An 11,547-nucleotide genomic window follows, 5' to 3' on the forward strand; every position below is an offset into this window, starting at 1 on the left:
CGGCGTGTCGCGCGTTCACGTAATGTTCGCAAATTACCCTTGGAACCCGGCGCGTGCTCCTCTATCTGTTAACCACCGTTGACCGGGGGACGCCGATGGCCGAGCTGAAGCATATCGAGGTGCGTGGCGCGCGCGAGCACAACCTCAAATCCATAGATGTCGATATTCCGCGCAATAAGCTGGTGGTGATCACCGGGCTGAGCGGGTCGGGCAAGTCGAGCCTGGCGTTCGACACGATCTATGCAGAGGGGCAGCGGCGCTATGTCGAGAGCCTGAGCGCCTATGCGCGCCAGTTCCTCGACATGATGGAAAAGCCCGATGTGGATCATATCAGCGGGCTGAGCCCGGCGATTTCCATCGAGCAGAAGACCACCAGCAAGAACCCGCGTTCGACGGTCGGCACGGTCACCGAGATCTATGACTACCTGCGGCTCTTGTTCGCCCGCGTCGGCACGCCCTACAGCCCCGCCACCGGCCAGCCGATCGAGGCCCAGCAGGTGCAGGACATGGTCGACCGGATCATGACCATGGAAGAGGGCAGCCGCGCCTATCTGCTGGCGCCCATCGTGCGCGACCGCAAGGGCGAATACCGCAAGGAGATGCTGGAGCTGCGCAAGCAGGGGTTTCAGCGCGTCAAGGTGGACGGGACGTTTCATGACCTCGACGAGCCGCCCGTTCTGGACAAGAAGTTCCGCCACGATATCGACGTGGTGGTGGACCGGATCGTGGTGCGCGAGGGGTTGCAGACGCGGCTGGCGGACAGTCTGCGCACCTCGCTGGACCTGGCCGACGGGATCGCCGTGCTGGAGACCGCGCCGCGCGAGGGCGAGGGTGAGCCGGAGCGGCAGGTGTTCAGCGAGAATTTCGCCTGTCCGGTCAGTGGCTTCACCATTCCCGAGATCGAGCCGCGGCTGTTTTCCTTCAACGCGCCCTTCGGGGCCTGCCCCGATTGCGGGGGCCTCGGCGCCGAGCTTTATTTCGACGAGCGGCTGGTGGTACCGGATGCGACGCTGAAGGTGGGCGACGGGGCGATCGCGCCCTGGCGCAAGGGCAAGAGCCCTTATTTCGTGCAGACCATAGAGGCCATCGCCAAGCATTACGAATTCGACATGAATGCCCGCTGGAAGGACCTGCCGGCGCATGTGCAGCAGGTCTTTCTTTATGGGTCGGGCGAGGACGAGATCCCGTTCCGCTATGACGAGGGCGGACGGGTCTATCAGGTGACGCGCAGTTTCGAGGGGGTGATCCCCAACATGGAGCGGCGTTATCGCGAGACCGACAGCAACTGGGTGCGCGAGGAATTCGAGCGCTATCAGAACAACCGGGCCTGTGGCACCTGTGATGGCTACCGGCTGCGCGCGGAGGCGCTGGCGGTGAAGATCGCGGGGCTGCATATCGGGCAGGTGGTGCAGATGTCGATCCGCGAGGCGCATCAATGGTGCGCCGAAGTGCCCGAAAGCCTGAGCGCGCAGAAGAACGAGATCGCGCGCGCGATCCTCAAGGAGATCCGCGAGCGTCTGGGTTTTCTGAATAATGTGGGTCTGGATTACCTGACGCTGAGCCGCAATGCCGGCACCCTGTCGGGGGGCGAGAGCCAGCGAATCCGGCTGGCGAGCCAGATCGGCAGCGGGTTGACCGGGGTGCTTTACGTGCTGGATGAGCCGAGCATCGGCCTGCATCAGCGCGATAACGGGCGGCTGTTGCAGACGCTGCGCAACCTGCGCGATCAGGGCAATACGGTGATCGTGGTCGAGCATGACGAGGAGGCGATCCGCACCGCCGATTACGTCTATGATATCGGCCCCGGCGCAGGCGTGCATGGCGGGCAGGTTGTGAGCCATGGCACGCCCGAGCATATCGCGGGGGACCCGGCCTCGGTCACGGGGCAATACCTGTCGGGCCAGCGCGAGATCGCCATTCCGGCCGAGCGGCGCAAGGGCAATGGCAAATCCGTGAGCGTGGTCAAGGCGAGCGGCAACAACCTCAAGGATGTGACGGCGGAGTTCCCGCTTGGGCAGTTCGTCTGCGTGACCGGCGTGTCGGGCGGGGGCAAGTCCACGCTGACCATCGAGACGCTGTTCAAGACCGCGAGCATGCGCCTCAACGGGGCGCGTCAGACGCCTGCGCCCTGCGAGACGATCCGGGGGCTTGAGCATCTGGACAAGGTGATCGATATCGACCAGCGCCCGATCGGGCGCACGCCGCGTTCGAACCCCGCCACATATACCGGCGCCTTCACCCCGATCCGCGACTGGTTCGCCGGGCTGCCCGAGGCCAAGGCGCGGGGCTACAAGCCGGGGCGGTTCAGCTTCAACGTGAAGGGCGGGCGCTGCGAGGCGTGTCAGGGCGACGGGCTGATCAAGATCGAGATGCATTTCCTGCCCGATGTCTATGTCACCTGCGAGACCTGCAACGGCGCGCGCTATAACCGCGAGACGCTGGAGATTCAGTGGAAGGGTAAATCCATCGCCGATGTGCTCGACATGACGGTGGAGGACGCGCAGGAGTTCTTCAAGGCGGTGCCCAGTATCCGCGAGAAGATGGATGCGCTGGCGCGTGTCGGGCTTGGTTATATCAAGGTGGGCCAGCAGGCCACGACCCTTTCGGGGGGCGAGGCGCAGCGGGTGAAGCTGTCAAAGGAACTGGCCAAGCGGTCGACCGGGCGCACGCTTTACATACTGGACGAGCCGACGACGGGGCTGCATTTCGAGGATGTGAAGAAGCTGCTGGAGGTGCTGCACGAGCTGGTCGAGAGCGGCAATACGGTGGTGGTGATCGAACATAACCTGGATGTGATCAAGACCGCCGATCATCTGGTGGATATCGGCCCCGAAGGGGGCGATGGCGGCGGCGAGATCGTGGCCGTGGGCACGCCCGAAGAGGTGGCCGAGGTCGAGCGCAGCCATACCGGGCGCTACCTCAAGGAGATGCTGGCGGCGCGCAGGGTGGCGGCGGAATAGATGAGACGCGGGGGGCGGGGGCTTGCCCCGCCCCCCGATGGCCCGGTCAGTCGCGCGGGCAGGTCCTGATCCCGAGGATCGAATAGAGCGGGCAGGTGCTGAGCAGGCCGGTGGCCAGCGGCACGATGCCGATCAGGTAGAGCCAGCTGAATTGGCCCGACGGATTGAGGCCGAAGGCGACCAGCAGGGCGATACCCACAAGGATGCGCAGGGTGCGGTCGATGCCGCCGACGTTTTTCTTGAACATGGTGTCCTCTTTCACATGAGATCGTAGCGACATATCACATACGTTCGAAAATATGAATATGACATGGATCAAAACGTCGTGGATGCGGCGCGGCAGCGCCTGTCAGCGCGCCGCGATGTCAGCTGTAGCCGCGTTTCTCGAAGCGCGGCAGCATGGCCGAGAAATCGCGCCCCTGGCCGTCTTCCTCCTCGACGAATTTCGCATAGAGCTTCATCGCCGCTTCGCCGAGCGGGGTGTCGGCATCGGCGGAGGCGGCGGCCTCTTGCGCAAGGCGCAAATCCTTGAGCATGAGATCGGCGGCAAAGCCAGGCTTGTAGCCGTTGTCGGCGGGAGATTGGGGGCCGACACCGGGGGCGGGGCAATAGGTGGTCATCGACCATGACTGCCCCGAAGAGGTGGAGACCACGTCATACATGGCCTGGCGGTCGAGGCCCAGCTTGTCGGCAAGGGCGAAGGCCTCGCAGGTGACGATCATGGTGGCGCCGAGAATCATGTTGTTGCAGATCTTGGCGGCCTGCCCATTGCCCGAGGGGCCGCAATGCACGGCCTTCTGGCCCATGATGTCAAAGAGCGGGCGGGCTGTGTCGAACCCCGCCTGATCGCCGCCCACCATGAAAGTGAGCGTGCCCCCCTCGGCCCCGCCGACGCCGCCCGAAACGGGCGCGTCAAGCGCCGAAAGCCCGGCATCGTTGGCCTGCTGAGCGACCGCGCGGGCGCTGTCGACATCCACGGTTGAGCAATCGAGCAGCACCGCGCCCTTGTCCATCGCCGGGATCACCTCGGAGGCGACGGTGCGCAGGATCTGGCCGTTGGGCAGCATGGTGATGACCACCTCGGCGCCGCTTGCGGCCGCCTTGGCGCTGTCGGCGCTGGCGACGCCGTCGATGGTGACGCCAGCCGTATCGAAGCCCGTCACCTCGTGCCCCGCCTTGGCCAGGTTGGCCGCCATCGGCCCGCCCATATTGCCCAGTCCGATGAATCCTATCTTCATGGCTTATCCTCCGGTTGCGAATGTCAGCTCGTGTTCCCCGAGCGGCGCGAGCATGGTGTCTGCGGCGTCTGCGGGAAGCGTGTCGAGGGTGTGGCGCCAGCGTGGCTGGCGGTCGCGGTCGATGATCTGGGCGCGGATGCCTTCGAGGAAATCGCCCGATTCCATGGCGCGCGCGGTGAAGCGGTATTCCTGGGCGAGGGCCGCGCGTATCCCGGCGCTTTCGGCGCGCAGGCGTCGCAGCATTTCAACGGTGCAGGCCATGGAAAGGGGCGCATTGCGGGCGATCTTTTCAAGTGCCTGTTGCGCCAGTTCGCCCGACTGGCTGCGCAGCGCATCGAGAATGCCGGGCAGGGTGCCTGCGCCGAAGAGCATGTCGATATCCGCCTGCGCGGCGCGCAGCGGCCCTTGCGGGGGTGTTTCGCCCATCGGCGTCAGCGCCGCTTCGACATCGCCAGTGGTGCAGAGCGCCTCGACGAGGCCGGGCCAATGGGCGGCGGGGATATAGTGGTCGGCGAAACCGGCATGGATCGCGTCACCCGGTTCCATGCGCGCACCGGTCAGGCCGAGATATTCGCCCAGATGCCCCGGCGCACGGGCAAGCAGGAGCGAGCCGCCGACATCGGGCACCAGGCCGATGGAACATTCGGGCATGGCGATCTGGCTGCTCTCGCAGATGATGCGGTGGCTGCCATGACAGCCGATCCCGACCCCGCCGCCCATCGTGAACCCATGCAAGAACGAGATGTAAGGCTTTGGATACTCGACAATTTTGGCGTTCAGGCGATATTCGTCGCGCCAGAAGCGGCGGCCATATTCGAAATCTCCGGCGCGGCCGGTATCATAGAGTTTCTGAATGTCGCCGCCCGCGCAGAACGCCTTGTCGCCGGCGCCGCCGATGATCACCAGCGCCACCGCATCGTCATCGGCCCAGGCGTCGAGCGCGTTCTCGACGGCGAGGCACATGTCGTGGCCAAGCGCGTTGAGCGCCTTGGGGCGGGTCAGGGTGATCCGTCCCGCGCGGCCCTCGATGCGGATATGGATGTCGTCGCTCATTGCTCGGCCAGCAGTTGACGGGCCACGATCAGGCGCATGATCTCGTTCGTGCCTTCGAGGATTTCATGCACGCGCAGGTCGCGCACCAGTTTCTCGATTCCATAATCGGCGAGGTAGCCGTAGCCGCCATGCAGTTGCAAGCATTGATTGACCACATGGCTGCCGGTTTCGGTCACGAATTTCTTGGCCATCGCGCAGAACTTGGTGGCGTCGGGCGCGCCGGTGTCGAGCTTCCAGGCGGCCTGGCGCAGGAAGGTGCGGGCGGCCTGGAGTTCGATCTCGAGATCGGCAAGGCGGAACTGGAGCGCCTGGAAGTCGCTGATCGGGCGTCCGAAAGCCTTGCGCTCGGACATGTATTGCAGCGTCATGGTCAGCGCCTGCTGGGCGGCGCCCAGCGAACAGGCGGAAATGTTGAGCCGTCCGCCATCAAGCCCGGCCATCGCATAAGTGAAACCTTTACCCTCTTCGCCGACCAGATTGGCGGCGGGAATGTTGCAATTGTCAAACTGCACCTGGGCGGTGGGTTGGCTGCGCCAGCCCATTTTATCCTCGAGTCCGCCGAAGCTGAGGCCGGGGGTGCCGTCTTCGACATAGACGGTGGAGATGCCGCGCGGGCCGTCCTCGCCGGTGCGCACCATGACCACATAGGCATCGGAATATCCGCCGCCCGAGATGAACGCCTTGGTGCCATTCAAGCTGTAGCCCTCGTTGGAGCGGGTGGCGCGGGTCTTGAGGGCGGCGGCGTCCGAGCCCGAGCCGGGTTCGGTGAGGCAGTAGGAAAGCACCGTATCCATCGACAGGACACCGGGCATGACGCGGGTTTTCATCTCGTCGCTGGCGAAGGTGTCGATCATCTTGGCGCACATGTTGTGGATCGACAGGAATGCCGCGACCGAAGGGCAAGCCATTGACAGGGATTCAAAAACCAGCGTCGCATCAAGGCGGGAAAGGCCCGAGCCGCCGCCCTCTTCGGAGACATAGAGCCCGCCGAAGCCCAGTTCGGCGATCTGCGGCCAGAGCTGTTTGGGGATGGTGCCGTCGCGTTCCCAGTCGCGGGCGTGGGGTGCGATATTGTCCTGCCCGAAGGCATGGGCCATGTCGAAAATGGCGGTCTGTTCCTCGTTCAACGCGAAATCCATGCCGGGCCTCCTCCTCCCTGAGTGAATTGAACGTGTGTTTAATTACCAATTCTTGCAGCAGTTTTGCAAGGACGCGAGAGAATCGGGTGATTGGCCTTTGTTAACAGGGAAAATGTGCTTCGGCATCGGGGCGGCGTCACATCGGTATCGCGTCGGCATCATGCACCGCGCGCGGCCAGGTTAACAGGGCGCGCGGGCGGGCGCGTCAGAGATCGGCGTGGTATTCATCGATCAGGTGGCGCACGACGGCGCGCAGGGCGTGTTCGTGATCGTCCTCGGCCTGAATGGCATCATGATAGACCTGGCGCTGGCGCCCGGCGGAGCCGCCGCTGCGCAGGATGTCGCGGGCGTTTTCGATTTCGGCGCTGGATTCGAGGAAACGGGCGTCTTCCAGGAGAAGTTCGATCAGTTCCTCGATCAGATCCCCCATCGGCACGATTTCACCGAGGCCGAAATCTATGAGGCCCTCGCGCAGCCCGTAGCGCTGTGCGCGCCAGCGGTTTTCGCCAAGAAGGAAGTGATCATAGATGCGCCAGCGCTGATTGCGCACCGCCAGGCGCCAGAGCATCCGGGTCAGCGCCTGGGTGATCGCCGCCAGCGTCAGCGCGTGTTCCAGCCGGGGCTGCACATCGCAGATGCGCGATTCAAGGGTGGGGAACTGGTGCGAAGGGCGCAGATCCCACCATATCTTGGAGCTGTCCTCGATCACGCCGAGGTCCACCAATGCGGCCACAGAGCGCCGGAATTCCCCGTAGCTTTCCATGCGCGGCGGCAGGCCGGTGCGGGGCAGGTTGTCGAACACGGTCAGGCGGTAGGAATCGAGCCCGGTATCCTGCCCCTGCCAGAAGGGCGAGGAACAGGAGAGCGCCAGCAGATGCGGCAGGAAATAGCTGAGCTGGTTCATCAGGTCGACGCGCCGGTCGGGCGGGTCGATGCCCACATGCACATGCATCCCGCAGATAAGCATCCGCCGCACCACCCCGGCCAGATCGCCCGCCAGCATGTTGTAGCGCTCGCGGTCGGTGTGGGTCTGGTTGCGCCAGTCGGCGAAAGGGTGACAGGAGGCGGCGATCGGCACGAGGTTATGGCGCGCAGCACAGGCCGACACGGTGGCGCGCAGGCGTTTGAGGTCGTCACGCGCCTCGGCCACGTTGCGGCAGACACGGGTGCCGATCTCGATCTGGCAATTGAGGAATTCGGGGCTGACCTGATCCTCAAGCTCGGATTTGCAATCCTGCATCAGCGCCTCGGGCGCATCCGCCAGTGCGAGGCTGTCACGGTCGACGAGCAGGTATTCTTCCTCGATGCCGATGGTGAATTCGGGGTGGATGAGGGCCATGATACCTGCCGCAAAGGTTTTTCCAGACCTCGATCACAGCACGAGTGCGTCGCTTGTGGCAAGCGTTTGTCATCCCCCGAAACAGGAAACGGCCCCCGGAGGGGCCGTTTCAGACCGTGTCATGCTGCGTGAGCGTAAAGGCTCAGGCCGCTTGCTTGCGGCGACGCAGCGCGGCGAGGCCACCCAGACCCGTCAGCAGGAGAAGCCCGCCTGCGGGCAGCGGGATCGCTGCGATATTCGCTTTGATCATGACGGTCGATGTAAGACCCTCACCCAGCGACCACGTGCCACCGCTCAGCGAGCCGGGGCCGACTTCTTCCGCAAAGAAAGAGGTCAGCGTCAGGCCTGAACCAAGGTTCAGCGGAACGGCGAGACCGAAATCAAGAGCGCCGGTCGGGCTGGCCATGATGAGGTCGCCCGTCGGGTTGGTCGTGTTGTTGATATTGAAGGTCAGGGTCTCGGAACCGACCTGGCCCGTCGGGCTGGTGAAGTTCAGGCCGATATTGGCCACGGCCGTGAACAGATCAGGCGTGAGAAGGCTGCTTGAACTGGCATTATACCAAGTCAGGCTGCCGACCGTCACCTCATTGTTGCCCACGGAGGTCGACTTCGAGAATGCAACATCATTGATGGTCAGCGTGCTTTGGTCTGTTAAGGTTGTGCAACCTAGAATACCACAGGTTTCGCCCGGCCATGTCAGGGTCTTGCCATCGGCGCTGATGGCAGCGCCGTCGGTGGCGCCAATAAGTCCCGTGCTTCCGCCGGTCTCGGAAGTGAAAACCCCCGACGAAGAACCTGCCACGGTCGCGGCATGCGCACCCGTCGCCAAGCCTACTGACAGAAGGGCCGCTGTAATTGTTTTGATCATTCTAAAATGCTCCATTCGCTATGAACATGAAAAAATCACTCATCAAAGTTTGGGGGTGGTGGTGGTCAAACAAAGCCCTCCCAGCAACCCCGGCGCACTCACAATATGGTGTTCGTGCCACAATCGCGCCCGGTTTTCATCACAATTTTCCATGTCGGCCGCGGTGAATTGCGCCGCTCGGGGGCGTGTCGCGCGCGGACTTTGCCTATCGCTTTTTTATCCTGTCGTTGAGGAAGCTTAACGCAGCGCAAGTGGCAAAGGCCGATGCTGCGCCTGCAAAGAGATCGATGAAAAAACGGGATTTCGGGATGGGATCAGCACAGGTTTTGTTCCTCAAGCGGAGACAATCACCTGTTAGCGGGCAGAATTGGCCAAGCTTCAGGAATTGAAAGGCCGCGCGAAGACGGGGGACTCATGTGCCTGCGCGGGTAGTCAGCGCCCTGAGGTACGCCGCCTTTGCGACGAATCCGGTGTGGCGGGCGGTGCGGGCAAGCGTGCAGCGATGCGGCGGTTTGTTTCCGGCTGTCCAACAATCAACTTGAACCTGCGGTATTGCTGGCAAAACATTTGATAATGCAGGTATAAATCAGGGCATTTACATGGCAGAACATTGGCAGACCTGCCGCATTGCGATAGTGTCAGAGGCATAGTGATTGGTAAAAGGGTTTGGCGATTCTGCCGCGCCCGAACATGTTTTGACGCATTAATTTCAAGGAACGGTGTTATGAAGCACAGGCCAAAAAACACTGCTGTCCGCGCAACGATCGGCGCAGCGGTCCTGATCGTGTCGGGCGCCATGGCGCCGGCGGCGACCCAGTCTTTCAATTTCGGCAATCCGACCATTGGCGGCAACAGCCCAATGTCGCAGTTTTTCGCACCGACCCAGTTCCCCGGTTTGGGGGGCGCGTTCGCAGGGTTCGGTTTCTTCCCGGGCGGCGCGACCAGCAGCTATTTCTCGGGTGCGGGCATGTTCGGCGGCATGGGCGGTTTCGGCGCCTTCAATCAGTTTGGAACGAACACCGTCTTCGGGATGAACACACAGTCGGTGCAGAAGGCGAAGAAGAAGAACAAGAACAAAAAGAAGAAGAACAAGAACCGCAACAAGAACAAGGTCACGAGCAAGCCCGAGACCAAGCCCGAGACCAAGCCGAAGCTTGGGGAGTTCTGCCTGTCCGATTGCAAGAGGAGCAGGTTTTTCGAGGAACCCACCAAGGAGGAGCCGGTCATCGTCAGGGATGACACGGGCGACAATTACCAGCCGGGCGTGGTCCCGCTGCCTGCGGGTGGCCCTCTTCTGATTGGCGGTCTGGCTGCGCTGGCCTTGCTGCGGCGTCGCAGGAAAGCCTGAGCCGAACCGGCCGGAACAAGGAAAAAGGCGCCGTTTCCGGCGCCTTTTTTGGTGTCTGCAAGGGGCGTGGATCAGTCCATGGCCTTGAAGTTGAACTCGCCGCCTTCCTTGATCCCGCTGGGCCAGCGCGATGTGACCGTCTTGGTGCGGGTGTAGAACTTGAAGGCGTCGGGGCCGTGCTGGTTGAGGTCTCCGAACATGGATTTCTTCCAGCCGCCGAAGGTGTGATAGGCCAGCGGCACCGGGATCGGCACGTTGATGCCCACCATGCCGATATTGATCCGGTTGGCGAAATCGCGCGCGGCGTCGCCATCGCGGGTATAGATCGCCGTGCCGTTGCCGTATTCATGATCCATCGCCAGCGTGATCGCCTCTTCGTAGGACGCCGCGCGCACTGTGGTCAGCACCGGGCCGAAGATTTCCTGCGTGTAGATGTCCATGTCGGGCGTCACCTTGTCGAAGAGGTGCGGGCCGACAAAGAAGCCGTCCTCATAGCCCTGGAGCGAGAAATCGCGCCCGTCGACCACCAGTTCGGCGCCCTGATCGACACCCGACTGCACAAGGCCGAGGATCTTTTCCTTGGCGGCGGCGGTCACGACGGGGCCGTAATCCACGTCATCGCCGGCCGTGTAGGGGCCGACCTTGAGCTTCTCGATGCGCGGCACCAGCTTTTCGATCAAGCGGTCGGCGGTTTCGTCGCCCACCGGCACCGCGACCGAGATCGCCATGCAGCGTTCGCCCGCCGCGCCGTAACCGGCGCCGATCAGCGCGTCGGCGGCCTGATCGAGGTCGGCGTCGGGCATGATGATCATGTGGTTCTTCGCACCGCCGAAACATTGCACGCGCTTGCCGTTGGCACAGCCGCGCCCATAGATATATTCGGCGATCGGGGTCGAGCCGACAAAGCCGACCGACTGGATCACCGGATGATCGAGGATCGCGTCCACCGCTTCCTTGTCGCCATTGACGACCTGCAGCAGGCCCTTGGGCAGCCCGGCCTCTTCCATCAGTTCGGCCAGCATAAGGGGCACCGAGGGGTCGCGTTCGCTGGGCTTGAGGATGAAGGCGTTGCCGCAGGCGAGGGCGGGTGCGAACATCCACATCGGGATCATCGCCGGGAAGTTGAACGGCGTGATGCCGGCGCAGACGCCAAGCGCCTGTTTCATCGAATACATGTCGATGCCGGGGCCGGCGCCGTCGGTGAACTCACCCTTCAGCAATTGCGGTGCGCCGATGCAGTATTCCACCACCTCGAGGCCGCGCTGAACGTCGCCCTTGGCGTCGGGGAAGGTCTTGCCGTGCTCGGCGGACAGGGCCTCGGCCAGCTTGTCCATGTCGCGGTTGAGCAGGCGCACGAACTCCATCATCACGCGGGCGCGGCGCTGCGGGTTGGTGGCGGCCCATGCGGGCTGCGCCTCGGCGGCGATCTCGACCGCGCGGTTCAGCTCCTCGGCGGATGCGAGCGGGCATTGCGCCTGCACTTCGCCGGTGGCGGGGTTGAACACGTCGGATGTGCGCCCGGACGTGCCCTTTTGATGGGCGCCGCCGATATAATGCGTCAGGTCTTTCATGGAGAATCCTCCCTTTTACGTTTCGCGGACA

The 11,547-nt window shown here is 63.2% G+C and carries 9 protein-coding genes; 2 read left to right on the forward strand and 7 right to left on the reverse strand.

Translation table 11 applies throughout. The annotated features are described in order from the left end of the window. Positions 1-95 precede the first annotated feature (95 nt). On the forward strand, positions 96-2,960 hold the full coding sequence (gene uvrA, locus N5A93_RS00735) for an excinuclease ABC subunit UvrA (RefSeq protein ID WP_268953144.1): 2,865 nt from the start codon (positions 96-98) through the stop codon (positions 2,958-2,960). Between the two features lie 46 nt (positions 2,961-3,006). Here the strand turns inward: uvrA and N5A93_RS00740 are convergent, their stop codons facing one another. From N5A93_RS00740 to N5A93_RS00765, 6 genes are all read right to left on the reverse strand, one after another. After that, positions 3,007-3,207, reverse strand: a complete 201-nt coding sequence (locus tag N5A93_RS00740) for a YgaP family membrane protein (RefSeq protein ID WP_268953145.1) — start codon at positions 3,205-3,207, stop codon at positions 3,007-3,009. 118 nt (positions 3,208-3,325) lie between these two features. Beyond that, on the reverse strand, positions 3,326-4,198 hold the full coding sequence (gene mmsB / locus N5A93_RS00745) for a 3-hydroxyisobutyrate dehydrogenase (RefSeq protein ID WP_268953146.1): 873 nt from the start codon (positions 4,196-4,198) through the stop codon (positions 3,326-3,328). A 3-nt stretch (positions 4,199-4,201) separates the two neighbouring features. Then, positions 4,202-5,251 (reverse strand): enoyl-CoA hydratase/isomerase family protein, encoded by a 1,050-nt coding sequence (locus N5A93_RS00750; RefSeq protein WP_268953147.1) that lies wholly within the window; start codon positions 5,249-5,251, stop codon positions 4,202-4,204. Beyond that, entirely contained in the window at positions 5,248-6,390 is a 1,143-nt protein-coding gene (locus tag N5A93_RS00755) for an acyl-CoA dehydrogenase family protein (RefSeq protein WP_268953148.1), read from the reverse strand. The genes N5A93_RS00750 and N5A93_RS00755 overlap by 4 nt, the downstream gene beginning before the upstream one ends. Before the next feature lie 205 nt (positions 6,391-6,595). Further along, a complete protein-coding gene (locus N5A93_RS00760) occupies positions 6,596-7,729 on the reverse strand; it encodes a carboxylate-amine ligase (RefSeq protein ID WP_268953149.1) in 1,134 nt (377 codons plus the stop codon). 142 nt (positions 7,730-7,871) lie between these two features. After that, positions 7,872-8,597 (reverse strand): choice-of-anchor K domain-containing protein, encoded by a 726-nt coding sequence (locus tag N5A93_RS00765; RefSeq protein WP_268953150.1) that lies wholly within the window; start codon positions 8,595-8,597, stop codon positions 7,872-7,874. 724 nt (positions 8,598-9,321) lie between these two features. Here N5A93_RS00765 and N5A93_RS00770 point away from each other — a divergent pair. Beyond that, the gene (locus tag N5A93_RS00770) at positions 9,322-9,945 is read left to right on the forward strand and encodes a VPLPA-CTERM sorting domain-containing protein (protein ID WP_268953151.1); all 624 of its coding nucleotides are present in this window, start codon (positions 9,322-9,324) and stop codon (positions 9,943-9,945) included. Between the two features lie 71 nt (positions 9,946-10,016). Here the strand turns inward: N5A93_RS00770 and N5A93_RS00775 are convergent, their stop codons facing one another. Then, on the reverse strand, positions 10,017-11,516 hold the full coding sequence (locus tag N5A93_RS00775; protein ID WP_268953152.1) for a CoA-acylating methylmalonate-semialdehyde dehydrogenase: 1,500 nt from the start codon (positions 11,514-11,516) through the stop codon (positions 10,017-10,019). Positions 11,517-11,547: the final 31 nt, after the last annotated feature.

Source organism: Roseovarius salincola (assembly GCF_026891095.1).
GTDB lineage: Bacteria > Pseudomonadota > Alphaproteobacteria > Rhodobacterales > Rhodobacteraceae > Roseovarius > Roseovarius salincola.